We start from the raw sequence: 14,140 nt of genomic DNA on the forward strand, positions 1-14,140 counted from the left end.
GGGATCGGTTGAAGCCAATTTGTATTTATGTGTCAATCGCTGGTAGCCGACATGCCGTCGGTGGCGGTATGCGGGAGGATCGCGCCGACGATCGTGCCCCAGTCGGCCCGGTCGACCCCGTGTCCTGCGCCGTCCAGGGCCAGCAGCCGCGCCGAGGGAATCGCTTCGGCGAGCGCCTCGCCGTGCCCGAACGGGAACATCGGGTCCGCGGTCCCGTGGATGACGAGCGTGGGCACGGCGATCGACGACAACGGCGCGAGCGTGAGTGCGGACTCGCCGTCGGTGAGCAGGTCGTGGTTCTGCACGGCGGCGATGTCGCGCGCACGCGCGACGTCGCGACGGACGAGCTCACGGGCGGCGGGCTCGTCGAACGGCCGCGAGCCGCCCGCGAGGACGCGCGCGTACGCGACGAGGTGGTCGATCACCGACTCGGTCTCGGACCAGTCGGCCTCGGCGGTCGACACGAAGCCCAGGAACTCTTGGGTGGGCGGCGGCAGTTCGCGCTCGCCGGGCGCGGGCGCCACGGACGTCGTGCTGATCAGCACGAGCGAGAGGACCCGGTCGGCATGCTCGAGCGCCACCCGCTGCGCGAGTCCCCCTCCGGCCGAGACCCCCACCACATGGGCGGCCGGGACCCCCAGCGCGTCGAGCACGCCGACGGCGTCCGTGACCAGGTCGGTGCCGGTGTACCCGGGGCGGCCCGGCTCATGGGTCACCGATCGGCCGGTGTCGCGGTGGTCGTACCGGATCACATACCGCCCGCCCTCGGCGAGCATCCGGCAGAAGCCCTCTTTCCACCACAGCATCGAGGCCCCCGTGCCCATGACGAGCAGGACGGGCGGGTCGGAGGGATCACCGAACGACTCGGTGCAGAGTTCGACGCCACCCGCGTCCACCATGCGTTCGGTCATCGCCGCGCCTCCTCGGATCGCCGGGCCCCATTGTTTCGCGGCGCGGGACTCAGCGAGGGCGAGTGGGACGGAGCTCAGGGACGTGCGTATGACGAGGGCGAGGACGAGGACGTGGGCATCGGGTCGCGGGACGCCCGGCCCGGGGGTCCGGCCCGGCACGCCGCATGGCGCAGCGTCATCCGCTCCTCCGGGCTGGTCCCGCCCCACACCCCGGAGTCCTGCCCGGTGGCGAGCGCCCAGCGCAGACACTGTCCGCGCACCGGGCAGCGCGCACAGATGCGCTTGGCCGCCCGTACGTCACGCAGCGCGGGCCCCTTCGTGCCGACCGGAAAGAACAGCTCGGGATCCTCGTCCCGGCACGCCGCCCTCTGCAGCCACTCCATGACACCCCTTCCCCGGGCCGTGCCGTCGGCCTCCGTCGTAACTCCCGGCCCCTGGCATTGCGCAGCGCGAGTGCCCTTGAAGGGCTGACGAAAACCCGGCGGCGGAATCGCTGGTGGGGGCGCGGGCTCGGGGGAGGGCGGGGGAGCGCGGTGGTCACCGCCCGCAGCCGACTGCGGGCGGTGACCGTGGGGCGCCGACCCGGGTCAGCCGACGGCCTTCCAGTGGTCGTACTGGTTCAGCATCTGGTACGTGCGCTCGGGGCACTTGAAGGCCGCGTCGGGCTGGTCGTACCCGGTGTTGGAGTTGGCGGGAGCGGCCGCGGCCCATGTGCCGCCGTTGCGGACGGAGATGTCGCGGGACTCGAAGACCTGGCCCGCCATGGCGGCGCAACTGTAAGCGCGCCCCTGGGAGTTGGTGCTGGAGTAGAGCTCGTAGATGTCCCAGCCGTCCATGCGGCCCTGGGTGACACCGCCCTTGGTGTACAGCTCGTCCCACCGGCCGGTCTCGTGGTTGTACAGCTCGGCGGTCCAGGTGCCGGTGGACGCGTCGGTGCGCACGACGCGTCCGGAGTACGCGGGGCTGGTGGAGCCGTCGGTGTACCTCTTCAGGAACCCCTCGTCGATGGGTACGGACGCCTGGAAGTTGATGGCCTCGCACCAGTCCCAGGCGGAGACCGAGGCCCGGCCCCGCACGTAGACGGTCACCAGCTCGATGCAGGAGCCGCCGGCGGGGTAGAGGGTGGGGGTGTAGATGGTGGTGCTGCCCTCGGTGACGTTGACCCGGGTGGAGACGCTCTGGGTGGCGCAGCCCCCGTCGTTGCCCGCGCGCTGCAGGAAGGCGGTGCCCTGGGCGGGGTGGATGTCCTCGGCGGGACCGACGCCCTTCCTCGACTTCCTCTGCTTCAGGGGGTGTTGGGCGTGCCCGCCCTTCTTCCAGCCGCGTGCCTCACGGTGCGTCTTGGTCTGGCCGCCGAGGGCCTTGTCCACCTGGGCCTTGGTCAGCTGCCCGGGGACCTTCCGGCCGGAGGGCGCGGCGCCTTGGGTGCAGACGTTGGCGGCGGCGGCCGGGGCTGAGTGAGGTGCGCGGCCGGTGGCGGGCGCGGGGGCCGGGTCGGCGTCGGCGACGCCTGACCCCCAGGTGCCGGAGAGGAGGGCGGCGGCTGTGAAGCCCACGGCTATCGCGGACTTGGATCTCTTCATGCTGTGACCCCTGATTTCTGTGTGGGGGAGGGGAGTTGAGCAATGAGGTGAGCTGTCAGTCGAGCGGTGAGTCGAGCGGTGAGTCGAACAGTGGAGTGACGCCACGCAACATAGCCATGTGATATTTCACTGGGAACCCCTCTGGCTCCCTCTGGCTCCCTTGGCCTTCTTGGCTCCCTGAACCCCACGGGCCTCAGCCAAGCCCGCGCGTCACTGTTTGGTGGTGCCGGGAGGCGACCGCCAAGGTGGGTCCATGACATGGACAGCACCGCACATGGAGCGCACCACTCAACTCGGTGACCTGGGTGACATGCCCGAGCGTCAGATGCTGGAAGGCTGGCTGAACTGGCACCGGGAGACGCTGCTGGCCAAGTGCGCCGGACTGACCCCTGCTCAGCTGGTGCGGACGACCGTGGAGCCCTCGAACCTCACTCTGCTGGGGCTGGTCCGTCACATGGCGGAAGTGGAGCGGTGGTGGTTCCGGCGGAGCTTCGCGGGGGAGGGCGTCGGTGCCGTCTTCACCGGACCGGACGATGGCGATGAGGGGATCAACGGGGTTCAAGAGGCGGACGCGGAACGGGACTTCGGGGTGTACGAGGCCGAGATCACAGCGTGCGACGGGGCGTCAGCCGGGCATGATCTCGACGAGACGTTCACCTCCGCCCGCGGAGTGGTCCTCAGTCTGCGGTGGGTGTACGTGCTGCTGATCCAGGAGTACGCCCGCCACAACGGCCACGCCGACTTTCTGAGGGAGCGGACCGACGGGGTGACGGGCGACTGAGTCTGCCTCACCACAGCCTGTCGACGGTCCCGGGACACAGCTCGATGCGACGGCCCCGGAACGCCTCCCGCGCCCGCTCTCCCGCGGCCGTGAAGGACCCCGCCATGGTGACCTTGTCGAAGCCGGGCTGATCGCTGGGGAAGGGGTCGTCCTCGGTGCCCCCGACGACCACGGCCCCGTCGACGACCTCCCACCCGGCGCTCTCGTAGAAGGACTGAAGCTCCCGGTCACAGGTGAACAGGCCGATGTCCAGGCCGAGTTCGGCTGCCATGACCGTGCGGGCGGCGACCACGAGTCGCCGCCCGTACCCCCGGCCGCGGGACTCCTTGCGCGTAGCGACGGTGCTCAGTCCCCCGGCGGCGTACGCCACGCCGTCATGCACCAGTTCCTTGCGGAGGATGTCGAGCGCGGCCACGACGACCCCGCCGCGCTCCACCGCCAGCAGCGACAGCGGCCGCAGCCGCGGGTCATGCGTGGCCGTCCCGTCCCTCTCGCGTCGCGGCTGTGCGGGTGGCCACGCCTGGTCCTGGATCTCCAGGACCTGCGCGCGCAGTTCGTACGGGGTGTCCGCTTCGGGGAATTTCAAGATCTCCATGTGCCGATTCTGCGTATGAGCGACAGCTGGGCAAGTGAGTTCCTCCGCCGGCTCCCCCAGCTGCCTGAACTCGCCCGGCTCACCGTCCGGCGAGTTCCTCCACGACCGGCGCGAGCGCGTCGAGATCGTCGATGAGGAACGAACTGATACCGAAGCGCTCCCTCAGGTCCAGGAACTTCTGGGTGAGGTCCTTGACGGTGCCGATGTACACGTGCGGCGAGTCGAGGATCTCCTCGGCGGTGAGCTCGACGCCCGACTGCTCACGGATGCGGTCGGCGCGGCGGCGCGCCTCGGCGAGCGGCCGGCCGGTGACGACGGTGGGCCCGCCGGTCGGGTAGACGTTGAGCTCCAGGTCGCCGAAGCGCTCGCCCGCGGCCTCCCGGATCCACCGCACCTTCTCCTCGGTCGCCGCGGCCGTCACACTCCGGGGTTCGAGCCGGGGCCGGTCGCCCGGCACCAGCCGAGGGGCGAGGCCGACGATCTGGGCTTCGCGCGCGGCCAGGGTCAACAGCCGCCTGCCGCCACCGCCCAGGAACAGCGGCGGGTGCGGGCGCTGCGCGGGCTCGGGTGTGTCGCCGTGGTCGGTGAGGGTGTAGTGCTCGCCCGCGAAGGAGAAGGACCCTTCGGCGAAGCAGCCCTTGAGGATCGCGATCGCCTCGGTGAGCTGCTTGATGCGGCTGCCGACGGTCTCGAAGGGCAGGCCGATGGCGTCGTGTTCGGGCTTGTTCCACCCCGCGCCGATGCCTATCTCCAGACGCCCGCCGGACAGCGCGTCGAGCGTGGCGAGTTCCTGGGCGAGGACGGCGGGGTGGCGCAGGCCGACGTTGAGCACGAAGGTCTGCACCCGCAGCCGCTCGGTCGCCGCCGCGATCATCGACAGCAGCGGGATCGGGGCGTAGCCGCCGAGATGGTCGGGCCAGACGAACGTGGCACAGCCGACGGCCTCGGCCTTGCGGGCCACGGCGGTCAGTTCGGCGAAGGGGCGGTTCTCGGAGACGGTCGCGAGGAAGCGGAAAGGAGGCATGAGGGCATCCTTCATGACCGCGGACATCCTTGTTGCTTGAGGCGTGGTGTTGCTCGTGGCTACTGAGACGTGGTGTTGCCCGTGCGCCCTCGACCGCGGTTGCGGAGGGCGATGCCCAGGGCGGACAGCCCGGTGGTCAGGCACAGGGCGATGAGCGAGAGCACGGCGGCGGGCTGCCCATCGGCGCCGGACGACGTGTTCGCGGTGACGGCACCGATCCCGAAGAAGACGCAGGCGAGGGCGGGGAACGCGGCGACCGCCAGTGTGGCGGTCGCGATGCGGTCACGGGCGGGGGCCTGGGCCGAGGGCACGGTGGTGTCGGAGGCCATGTGGGTGTTCCTTCCTGTAGACGCGACGCGACGCGACGCGACGCGACGTGGACGCGGACGCGGACGGGATCCGCCTCCCCCGCGTGCAGCGGGTGAGCTGTCCACTGCGAAGGATGTCCGGCGCCTGTATCGGTGGCGGGTCACTGCAGGCGCCACCAGGTATCAGTTCCTGCCGAACTCTGCCGAACTCTGCCGAACTCTGCCGAACTGCGCCGAATCCTGCAGACCTCAGTCGAACCGCAGGATGCGCGGAGCGAAGGTGTTCTCGGGACCGGCGGCGCGGCCGACCGACCACACCGTGGACGTGCCCGGCACCGGCGCCAGGCGCAGGACCTGGGAGTCACCCTCCCCGGCCACCGTCGGTTCGTCGTACTCGGCGAACGACTGGCCGTTCCAGGCGAGGAAGTCCGGTCCGGGTTCCAGCGGCGGACTGCTGCCCGGCGGGGCCCACTTCAGCGAGCGGGCCACCGAGACCCAGCCCAGCTTTCCGGACGCGGCGGGCGCCAGGGAGTGGATCGAGCCGAAGTTGGTGGGGATGGTCACCCGGCTCCACGCCTGCCCGTCCCAGCGGACCAGCAGCGCCGGGATCGGCCTGCCCGGAGGTCCGCCGATGAACCCGCCCGTGCCCCCGGCCCACACCTCCGTCGGCGAGACCGCCAGCACGCTGCTCACCGACGACCGCGGGGTCCCGTCCACCTTCGACTGCTGCCACCCCTGCCCGTTCCAGTGCGCCACGGCCGCACTCGAGTCGGCGGCGCCCGCGGCCCACACGTCGTCGGCCGCCAGGATGTGCAGGCCGTACACGGCGCCCGGCGGCACCGGCATGTCCTGCCAGGCACGCCCGTCCCAGCGCAGCAGCGCCTGCCCGCCGCCGCGCGCACCGATCAGCCAGGTCTCGCCGCCGCCCGCCACGACCCTGTCCACAACGAAGTCGCGCGGCGGCCGGCTCTCGCGCCAGGCGGTGCCGTCGAAGCGGATCACGCGGGAGCCGCCCGCCGTGTCGCGGCCGACCGCCCAGGCCGCCTTCGGTGAGGTGGCGGCGATCGACAGCAGCTCCCCCTGCCATTCGGCCCCGGGCACCTTCTGGCGCTGCCAGGCGGTTCCGTTCCAGCGCAGCAGCAGCGGGAAGCCCGGCGCCTGCCGGCCGACGGCGTCCGCACCCACCGCCCACGCCCGGTCGGGCCCGAACGCCACGGCCTCGTTGAGCTGGGCCTGCGGGCGCACCTGGGCCGGGACCGGAACGTGTTGCCAGGACGGGGAGGACGAGGTGTCCGCCGCGGCCGAGCTCGTGCCGGGGGTGACGGCCGTGAGGGACAGGGCGAAGGCGGGGGCCGCGACGAGAAGGGTTCTGCGACTGCAGTGCATGGTCAGCCTCCCAGCCGCTCGCTCATCAGGTTCGGTTTCGAGCCGTAGATCTCGACGGTCCCGAGGGAGAGCAGTGACGTCCCGGTGCTCGTGAGCGCGTCCGGCTTGACCTCGATCGCATTGGTGCGTTCAGGGCCGTACGAGAACGTGGTGCGCGAGCCGTTGACCCGCGCGTACTTCGACTGGAACGCCCGGTCGCTGTTCATCGGCAGCCAGAGCGCGCCATCCGGGCCGCGCACCATGCCCTCGGTGTAGGTGTCGCCCAGCGGCGGATAGCTGGTGCGCCAGGCCCCGTTCTCCTGCTTGTTCCTGGTCATCAGGTAGGTGCGGGACACACCGTCGGTGTACTGGCTGCCGCCCATCGTGACCCGGCCGGATGGTTCGAGCAGGACCGTGTGCACGTTGCTGTTCGGCGGCAACGGCACCTTCGCGTCCCGCCATGCCGTGCCGTCCCAGCGCAGGATGACGGTCCCCGCCCCGGTGCTGGTGTCCGCCCAGGCCCAGACGTCGGTGGCGGAACGCCCGTTGACGCCCATCAGGAACAGGACGCCGTCCGGCATGGGCTGGGTGGTCCAGCCGGAGCCGTCGTAGTGCAGCACTTTCAGTCCGGTGTCGTCCTCACCGACCACCCACGCTCCACCCGGTACGGCGGCGAAGTCCTGGTAGACCCACAGGGTGTGGGGCAGCGGGATGACACTCCAGCCTCCCGTCCCTCCTGCTTCTCTCGTCCTTCCTGTTTCTCCCGTCTCTTCTGTCCCTCCCGCCGACCGGCGCAGGATCTCGCCCTTCCCGTCGTGGTTGTGGAAGATCCACACCTCGTCGCCGACGAACTGCACCTTGCCGAGCCACCCCGGCTCACCGGCGCCGGGGAAGCTGGTGTCCTGGCGCCATGCCCGGCCGTCCCACCGGTAGAGCAGCGGCCGCAGCGCACCGACGTCGCCCTCGTACCCGGTGGCCCAGACGTCGCGCGGCCCGCGCGCGGCGAGGGACTTCACGGTGACCGGCGGGGACGCGGCCGGAACCGGCAGCGCCGACCAGCCCGGCGCCCCGGTCGAGGCGGGCGTCACGGTCGGTGTCGCGGCGGGCGTCACAGCGGCGGCCGACGGGCCCACAGCGGTCGGCGAGACCACTGCGGCACACGCGATCGCCAGGCAGACAAGGACCGCACGGAGACCTTTCACGCGACCTCCCCAGACGTGAAGGCCGCTCAGCCTATTGGCATGTACCGGCCGTGAATAGGTGTCTGACGGTGAATCAGCTGTACTCGGCGGGGGTGCCGGGATTCGGGCGCGCCGGGCGGCGGGCGGCGGGCGGCGGTGTGGCGGAGCCCTGCGGCCCCGGCGCGGGGAAGCCCGGCCTCTGCCCGGCCCGCGCCGCAGGCGAGGCGCTGGAGGCGAGGCGCTGGAGGCGACGGACAGATCAGGCAGGTGACGGACAGATCGGGCAAGGGAGGTCGCGATGTCGGCCACGGGCAGGCCCGCCGCTGCTGCTGCCCGTGCCGTCAGTGGCCGATGCGCGGCCTGGTGATCCGGCGAGCACTTCACTGGTGTGTGCCCCAGGGACTCGTTGCGGCTGGAGCGCCGTCAGCGGTGGTGGGCGGGCCTGCGGCGCTGCTCGGAGTCGGTCAGGGCCGGCCGCCGGTAGTCGATGTCCGCGGGGTTGAGCGTGACGCCGGGGGCGACGATCTCGTCGATGCGGTCGAGGATCTCGTCGTCGAGCCGGACCTCGGCGGCGGCGAGCTGGTCGGTGAGCTGCTCCACCGTGCGGGCGCCGAGGATCACCGAGGTGACGCCCGGATGGGTCGTCGCGAAGGCCAGGGCCAGGTGCGTCAGGGAGATTCCCGCCTCGTCCGCCAAGGTCGACAGCTGCTCGATGGCGTCGAGTTTGCGCTGGTTGCCCGGCAGGTCGAGGTTGAACTTGTGGGCGACCGCCTGCCGGAACCCGTTCATCTCGATCGGCTCGCCGCGACGGAACCGCCCGGTCAGCCAGCCGCTGTTGAGCGGACTCCAGGTCAGCACGCCGAGCCCGTACTTCTGCGCGGTGGGCAGCACGTCCGCCTCGATCCCGCGCACGAAGACGGAGTACGGGGGCTGCTCGGTGCGGAAGGGAATGTGGCCCCGGCGGTCGGCGGTCCACTGGGCCTCGACGAGCTGTTCGGCGGGGAAGTCCGAGGTCCCGATGGTCATGATCTTGCCCGCGCGTACCAGGTCGGACAGGACCGAGAGCGTCTCGTCGATGTCCGTGCTCGGGTCCGGGCGGTGCACCTGGTAGAGGTCGATGCGGTCGGTGCCCAGGCGGCGCAGGCTGTCGTCGACGGCCTTGGTGAGCCAACGGCGCGAGTTTCCCTGCCGGTTGGGGTCCTCGTCCTTGAAGCGGACCGGGAAGTGCCCCTTGGTCGCGAGTACGACCTCGTCGCGGCGGTCGCGGATGGCCTTGCCCACGATCTCCTCGGCCTCGCCGCCCGAGTACTGGTCGGCGGTGTCGATGAGGTTGATTCCGGCGTCCAGGGCCGTGTGGATCAGGCGGGTCGCGTCGTCGTGATCCGTGTTGCCCCATGCCCCCAGGCGCAGGGTGCCCAGCGCGAACTTGCTGACCGATATGCCGGTGCGGCCCAGCTTCCTGTGCTGCATCACTCTCTGCTCCTTCATGTCGCCTCCCCGCGGACGGGGTGCGGAGTTGCTACCTCTCCGACGCCATGAACCTATGACATGCAACATCGATGTTGCAAGTAGTGCCCTTGGGGGAGGTCGGATGTAGCATGTCGGCGTGGCGGCGCAGAAGCAGCAGACGGAACAGAAGCAGCAGAAGCAGCAGGAGCGGCAGACGGAGCAGCAGGCGAAGCGGCCCCTGCGGGCCGACTCCGAACGGACCGTCCGGACGATCCTGGAAGCGGCCGAGCGCGTCCTGGCCACCAATCCGGCGGCGACCATGGAGCAGCTCGCCCGGGCCGCCGGCGTCGCACGGACCACGGTCCACCGCCGGTTCGCCACCCGTGAGGCGCTCTTGGACGAGCTCACCGGCTGGGCCGCCCGCCAGTTCGCGGACGCCGTCGACACCGCGCGCCCGGACGCCGCCCCGCCGCTCGTCGCCCTGTACCAGGTCACCGCCAACGTCCTGCGCGTGAAGACCGACTGGTCGTTCGCCATGAACCGCGCGGCCGAGGACGCCCACCCCGAGGCGGCCCGCATTCATGCCGAGGTCAGGGCCACCTGCGTTCGCCTCTTCCGCCGCGCCCAGGAGGCGGGAGTGCTCCGCCCCGACATCGACCTCGACTGGACCCGGCGCGTCTACTACGCCCTCATCCACGAGGCGGCCAAGGAGGGAGCGGGAGGCGGCGACGCGGACGCGCTCGCCACCCGTGTCGTGGACACCCTGCTGCGCGGCGCCGGGGCTCCGGCCGGACTCGCGGGGCAGGCGGGAATCTGACCAGCAGGGCCTAGCACTCCGGTTCCCGGCCCAAGGGCCCACTCACGTACTCGACCCGGACCGAGTCGCTCTCGCGCACGACCCACAACGTGCCTTGGGAAGGGCGCCACTTCCAGTCCACCAGGTACACGCGGTCACCCGAGACGTAGAACAGCCTCAACCCCGAATACCGGAACGCGTACGCGCTGTTCTCGGCCTGCACGCGCTGATAACAGGCACCGCCCCCGCGAATCATGAGGTCCTTCTTGCTGAAGACCACGACGCTGGGGAAGGCGGAGGTGTTCACGGACCGCGCGGCCTTCTCGGCGCGGCCACGGCCGACGATCCCCGCGTACGAGGAGACCGCCCAGAACAGGGACAGCACGCACAGGACGAGTGCCAGCGCCCAGACCTGCACGCGCAGTCGCCGCCGCGCGGTGCCGGACGCGGCCTCCGGGGCGGTCCCGTGCGACTCGGGGCGGGTGAGCGCGTAGGCGGTCGCCAGCAGCCCGGGGATGGTGACGAGGGGGAGGACCAGCTCGAACAGGGCCGGGTGGAGCGTGTAGAAGGGGGCGAGGGAGACGGGGAGCAGCCACCCCCAGCGCATGCGGCGCACGGCGGTCTCGGCCCGGCCGGGAGAGGTCAGGATCCAGCGCTGCAGCCCGATGGCGGCGAACAGAGCGCCGACCAGCAGCAGGGCGGGCAGGAAGAGGGCCTCCACGCTGCGGAGCAGATACTCGCTGGTGGAGAGGCGGAAGATGCTGTCGCGCAGCCCGAGTTCCCGGGTCTCCGCGTCGGTGCTGGCCCATCCGAAGTAGAAGAGGACCGCCGCGAGGAGGGACACCAAGGAGCCGATGGTGCCGAGGAGTTCCATCCAGCCGGGGTGCTGGGGGTCCTCGGGGGCGGGGTCGGGAGCGGGAGTAGGGGTGGGCGCGGGTGTGGGTGGGGGTGTGGGATCAGGGGGCGGTTCCGGCTCAGGGGCGGGCTCGGGCCCAGGGGCGGGCGCAGGATCGGGAGTCGGGGGTCGCAGGCGCCGCAGGCGGGCGGTCAGGGGGCCGAACCAGGAGCTGTCGTCCGGGGCGGCCATGATCAGGAAGCGGTGACGACGAGTTCGCCCGCGTCCAGCTCGACGCGCTGAGCCTTGAGGACGATCCGCGCGGCGCCCGTGGGCGTGCTGGAGGGGACTTCGAAGGTCACGGTGGCGTTGAGGCAGCAGACGGGGTCCATGGCGTTGGCGTTGTCGACGAGATGGGCTTGGACGCCGCCCACGTACACCGTCGCGGAGCTGGGCCACGTCCCCTTCACCTCGACCTTCGCCCCGGGCGCCGCCTGTCGGGGAGACACCTCGGTGATGGTGGACGGGCATGCCTGAACTCCGTTGCCCGACGGGCGAATGCGCACCTTCCCGTCCGGGTGCGCGGCCCGGAATTCGGCGAGTTGGCCGAGAGTGCGGCGAGCCGCCGCGTACTTGCAGTCTCCCGACGGCTGATTTCTGACGACGGCGTACGCGTCGATCACCTTCTGCCATTCGCTTTCCTGCCCGCCGACGGCATAGCAGGCGGCGATGAGTCCTTCCAGGGCCTTCCAAGCGGCAGGTTTCGCTTGCCAATTCCTCGGGCCCGCGGCGTCGTACCAGCGTTTGGCTTCGCCGCAATCCCTGATTTGTACGAGGTCGTATACGTGGTTGGTGTTGATGCCGTCCCATGAGGGGGAGGTGGGGCCGAACGGAACCCAGGAGAACTCCTTGTCGGGAGGCGGTCCTTGGGACCTGTCGTGGTGTCCGCCGGAGCCCCCGTTGCTGTGCCCGCCGCTGTTGCCGCCGTTGCCGCCGTGCCCGCCGCTCGTGTGACCGGGCTTCCACGTGGAACCCCCGGTGCCGCGGCCGCCGTTCCAGGTCTCGCCGCCGGTGGACCCCGAGGACGAGCCGGACGTACCGCCGACGCTCGAGCCACCGCCGGACGAACTGCCGCTGCTGGAGCCGCCGTTCGTGCCGCCCCCTGAACCACCGGAGGCGCCGGAGCCCCCGCCACCGTCCGAGCCGTTGCCGTCGGGCGTGCCCATGGACGTGGCCGGAGCATCGGGGGTCCGGCCCCCCGAGTCGCTCGACGACCCGCACCCGGCGGCCACCAGGACGCTTGATATCGCGAGCGCGGCGACAGCGGAAAATGGCTTCCAGCGGCACGAATTGGCCTGCCGTGACAAGCCGTTGAGAAACATGTTCACCATGCGCCCCCACCCCCATGGTCCAGCACACCGGCGATGCAGGCAGCATGCTATTCCTGAAGGAAGATCGGGAGGGTGAAAGGGGGCAAGAAACTTGAAGAGCACGGCATTCGAAAATGGGGCCGAATTGATGGGGTGAGGCGGGACTGCGCGCCGCTTACGGCGCCTTATGGCGAGCGGAACGATTCACCGTCGGCGTGCTGCTCCACCACCGACAGCGCGGACAGCGCGGACAGCGCAGACAGCGCCGAGAACACCGACAGAGTCTTCCGTACGGATGGACCCGGTGGACAAGTTATCCGCGTGCACCGCCTGATCGACTTGGGGAACACTGTGCCGATGAACTCCGCAGCCTCCCCGGCACCCTCCCCGACGGCGCAGGAACGGGCCCTTCGGCACGTCGAGGAACTGGCGTCGGGCTCCCCGATGGACCCGGCGCTGCGAGTCACCCTCAACTTCCACCCGGACCGCCTGCTGCACGGCAAGCCGATCCTGGACGCCCTGGCCGAAGACGGCGTCTACCGCTCGCAGTTCGTCACCGGGACCAGCAACGGCGGCCTCACCGCGCACCCCGGCGGCGACCGCTGGCGCTGGGAGAGCCGGATCTTCAACGGGGCGTACGACGAAGCACCTGCTCATGAACGCCCCGTCTATGGGGCGTTGAACTTCCGCGGCAAGCCGTTCGGCGGGGCGCCGCGGTTCGGCTCCGCCCACTTCCGGCTGGCCGCCGAGACGCTGGAGCGCACCACGTTCTGCTACCCGGACAGCCATCTCGAACCCTCGGACTTCGGTGTCGCGGCCCGTATGCGGCTCGTCGAGCTCGCCCTCGCCGACCGTCAGGACGAACTCGACGACTACGTCGAGGCCCAGGTGCACGGACCGGTGCGGCCGAGCCGCCACGTAGAGGCGCTGGTCCTGGACCCCTGCTTCCGGCGCACGGCGGTCGAGGCGGCGGCCCTGCGGCTCGGCTGCCCCGTGGAATGGCACCCCGGCTTCCGCCTCACCGTCGAGGAACTCCGCCGTCATCCCGGCTATCGCGGTCAGGAACACGTCGACCTGGGGACGCAGATCGCGGTCGACGGCGTCCTTGATCCGCGCATCGTGGGAGACGCGGCGCGGGACGGCAGCCACGACCCCCAGGCGGTCAAGAAGGTGTGGCACTACCTGGCGCGGTTCGGGACGCCTTCGAAGATCGTTGCCGCATCGCGGAGTTCGGAACGGGTGGATCTCTGACGGATCTCTGACGGATCTCTGAAGGGTCTCTGATGGACCGCTGATGGTCCCCGAACTGGGTTGCCGCAGGTCAGCGCGTTCGGATAGGAAGCTTGCATGCTGAAGGGCGACAAGGTCGGGCTCAGGGCCCGGTACGACGAAGACATCCCGGTACTGCGGACCGAGCTCTACGACGACGTGGTCAACGGCTCGCGGGCCGAGGGCTCGCCGTGGCGGCCGATCACGCCCGGTTCGAAGGACCCACGGCTCGTGGTGGACGACACGAAGGAGGGGCTCGTCCAGTTCTCCGTGGTCGAGCTCGAGGGCGAGTCGCTGGTCGGCACCGCCACGCTGTGGGGCATCGACAACCACAGCCGGTCCGCGCACATCGGCCTCGGTCTGCTGCCCGCCGCCCGCGGCAAGGGCTACGGCACCGACGTGGTCGCGGTGCTGTGCTACTACGGATTCGTCGTACGCGGCCTGCAACGGCTGCAGATCGAGACGCGTCGGACAACATCTCGATGCTGCGCTCCGCCGAGCGCAACGGCTTCGTCCGCGAGGGCGTGCTGCGCTCCTCGGCCTGGGTCCTCGGCGAGTTCATGGACGAGGTGATCCTCGGGCTCCTCGCCCAGGACTGGAAGCCGAACGCGACGAGCTAGAGGCCCCAAGTCGGTGAGCGAGCAGCCCCGTTGGGGTTGCGGCCGGCGAGGAG

Annotated in this window: 14 protein-coding genes and 1 pseudogene; 4 read left to right on the forward strand and 11 right to left on the reverse strand. The window is 70.8% G+C overall.

Translation table 11 applies throughout. The annotated features are described in order from the left end of the window. Positions 1-32: 32 nt before the first annotated feature. The 3 genes from ACQB60_RS19775 to ACQB60_RS19785 form a co-directional block, all read right to left on the reverse strand. Positions 33-911 carry an alpha/beta fold hydrolase gene (locus ACQB60_RS19775; protein ID WP_496927331.1) on the reverse strand — a complete coding sequence of 293 codons (879 nt, stop codon included), beginning with the start codon at positions 909-911 and terminating at the stop codon, positions 33-35. Positions 912-985: 74 nt separating this feature from the next. Beyond that, the gene (locus ACQB60_RS19780; protein ID WP_496927332.1) at positions 986-1,294 is read right to left on the reverse strand and encodes a WhiB family transcriptional regulator; all 309 of its coding nucleotides are present in this window, start codon (positions 1,292-1,294) and stop codon (positions 986-988) included. A 204-nt stretch (positions 1,295-1,498) separates the two neighbouring features. Continuing rightward, positions 1,499-2,494, reverse strand: a complete 996-nt coding sequence (locus ACQB60_RS19785) for a hypothetical protein (protein ID WP_496927333.1) — start codon at positions 2,492-2,494, stop codon at positions 1,499-1,501. Between the two features lie 253 nt (positions 2,495-2,747). Between ACQB60_RS19785 and ACQB60_RS19790 the strand changes: the two genes are divergently transcribed. Next, positions 2,748-3,275, forward strand: coding sequence for a DinB family protein (locus ACQB60_RS19790; protein ID WP_496927334.1), 528 nt, complete (start codon positions 2,748-2,750; stop codon positions 3,273-3,275). Between the two features lie 7 nt (positions 3,276-3,282). On the opposite strand, the gene ACQB60_RS19795 is transcribed toward ACQB60_RS19790, so the two are convergent. The 6 genes from ACQB60_RS19795 to ACQB60_RS19820 all read right to left on the reverse strand — a co-directional run bounded on the left by ACQB60_RS19795 (position 3,283) and on the right by ACQB60_RS19820 (position 9,218). Beyond that, positions 3,283-3,870 carry a GNAT family N-acetyltransferase gene (locus ACQB60_RS19795; RefSeq protein ID WP_496927335.1) on the reverse strand — a complete coding sequence of 196 codons (588 nt, stop codon included), beginning with the start codon at positions 3,868-3,870 and terminating at the stop codon, positions 3,283-3,285. Positions 3,871-3,949: 79 nt separating this feature from the next. Beyond that, the gene (locus tag ACQB60_RS19800; protein ID WP_496927336.1) at positions 3,950-4,909 is read right to left on the reverse strand and encodes a TIGR03621 family F420-dependent LLM class oxidoreductase; all 960 of its coding nucleotides are present in this window, start codon (positions 4,907-4,909) and stop codon (positions 3,950-3,952) included. A 44-nt stretch (positions 4,910-4,953) separates the two neighbouring features. Next, complete coding sequence (locus ACQB60_RS19805; protein WP_496927337.1) at positions 4,954-5,223, reverse strand: hypothetical protein; 270 nt, start codon at positions 5,221-5,223, stop codon at positions 4,954-4,956. Positions 5,224-5,451: 228 nt separating this feature from the next. After that, positions 5,452-6,588 carry a hypothetical protein gene (locus ACQB60_RS19810; RefSeq protein ID WP_496927338.1) on the reverse strand — a complete coding sequence of 379 codons (1,137 nt, stop codon included), beginning with the start codon at positions 6,586-6,588 and terminating at the stop codon, positions 5,452-5,454. A 2-nt stretch (positions 6,589-6,590) separates the two neighbouring features. Then, positions 6,591-7,769, reverse strand: coding sequence for a hypothetical protein (locus ACQB60_RS19815; protein ID WP_496927339.1), 1,179 nt, complete (start codon positions 7,767-7,769; stop codon positions 6,591-6,593). 402 nt (positions 7,770-8,171) lie between these two features. Then, entirely contained in the window at positions 8,172-9,218 is a 1,047-nt protein-coding gene (locus tag ACQB60_RS19820) for an aldo/keto reductase (RefSeq protein WP_496927340.1), read from the reverse strand. A 217-nt stretch (positions 9,219-9,435) separates the two neighbouring features. On the opposite strand from ACQB60_RS19820, the gene ACQB60_RS19825 reads away from it, so the two are divergent. Continuing rightward, positions 9,436-10,014 carry a TetR/AcrR family transcriptional regulator gene (locus ACQB60_RS19825; RefSeq protein ID WP_496927551.1) on the forward strand — a complete coding sequence of 193 codons (579 nt, stop codon included), beginning with the start codon at positions 9,436-9,438 and terminating at the stop codon, positions 10,012-10,014. Between the two features lie 10 nt (positions 10,015-10,024). Here ACQB60_RS19825 and ACQB60_RS19830 read toward each other — a convergent pair whose 3' ends face one another. Further along, positions 10,025-10,867: a hypothetical protein gene (locus ACQB60_RS19830; protein WP_496927341.1), complete on the reverse strand. Its 843-nt coding sequence runs from the start codon at positions 10,865-10,867 to the stop codon at positions 10,025-10,027. A gap of 215 nt (positions 10,868-11,082) precedes the next feature. Further along, on the reverse strand, positions 11,083-12,054 hold the full coding sequence (locus ACQB60_RS19835) for a hypothetical protein (protein WP_496927342.1): 972 nt from the start codon (positions 12,052-12,054) through the stop codon (positions 11,083-11,085). Positions 12,055-12,555: 501 nt separating this feature from the next. On the opposite strand from ACQB60_RS19835, the gene ACQB60_RS19840 reads away from it, so the two are divergent. After that, entirely contained in the window at positions 12,556-13,449 is an 894-nt protein-coding gene (locus ACQB60_RS19840; RefSeq protein WP_496927343.1) for a DUF3626 domain-containing protein, read from the forward strand. 96 nt (positions 13,450-13,545) lie between these two features. After that, positions 13,546-14,087: pseudogene (locus ACQB60_RS19845) on the forward strand (GNAT family N-acetyltransferase). Positions 14,088-14,140: the final 53 nt, after the last annotated feature.

It is taken from the genome of Streptomyces odontotermitis (genome assembly GCF_050510915.1).
Taxonomy (GTDB): Bacteria; Actinomycetota; Actinomycetes; order Streptomycetales; family Streptomycetaceae; genus Streptomyces.

What these genes read in the sequence shown, in the direction of transcription:
- ACQB60_RS19775 (WP_496927331.1), bottom strand. Translation starts at nt 911, where the DNA reads ATGACCGAACGCATGGTGGACGCGGGTGGCGTCGAACTCTGCACCGAG.
- ACQB60_RS19780 (WP_496927332.1), bottom strand. Translation starts at nt 1,294, where the DNA reads ATGGAGTGGCTGCAGAGGGCGGCGTGCCGGGACGAGGATCCCGAGCTG.
- ACQB60_RS19785 (WP_496927333.1), bottom strand. Translation starts at nt 2,494, where the DNA reads ATGAAGAGATCCAAGTCCGCGATAGCCGTGGGCTTCACAGCCGCCGCC.
- ACQB60_RS19790 (WP_496927334.1), top strand. Translation starts at nt 2,748, where the DNA reads ATGACATGGACAGCACCGCACATGGAGCGCACCACTCAACTCGGTGAC.
- ACQB60_RS19795 (WP_496927335.1), bottom strand. Translation starts at nt 3,870, where the DNA reads ATGGAGATCTTGAAATTCCCCGAAGCGGACACCCCGTACGAACTGCGC.
- ACQB60_RS19800 (WP_496927336.1), bottom strand. Translation starts at nt 4,909, where the DNA reads ATGAAGGATGCCCTCATGCCTCCTTTCCGCTTCCTCGCGACCGTCTCC.
- ACQB60_RS19805 (WP_496927337.1), bottom strand. Translation starts at nt 5,223, where the DNA reads ATGGCCTCCGACACCACCGTGCCCTCGGCCCAGGCCCCCGCCCGTGAC.
- ACQB60_RS19810 (WP_496927338.1), bottom strand. Translation starts at nt 6,588, where the DNA reads ATGCACTGCAGTCGCAGAACCCTTCTCGTCGCGGCCCCCGCCTTCGCC.
- ACQB60_RS19820 (WP_496927340.1), bottom strand. Translation starts at nt 9,218, where the DNA reads ATGCAGCACAGGAAGCTGGGCCGCACCGGCATATCGGTCAGCAAGTTC.
- ACQB60_RS19830 (WP_496927341.1), bottom strand. Translation starts at nt 10,867, where the DNA reads ATGGAACTCCTCGGCACCATCGGCTCCTTGGTGTCCCTCCTCGCGGCG.
- ACQB60_RS19835 (WP_496927342.1), bottom strand. Translation starts at nt 12,054, where the DNA reads ATGGGCACGCCCGACGGCAACGGCTCGGACGGTGGCGGGGGCTCCGGC.
- ACQB60_RS19840 (WP_496927343.1), top strand. Translation starts at nt 12,556, where the DNA reads ATGAACTCCGCAGCCTCCCCGGCACCCTCCCCGACGGCGCAGGAACGG.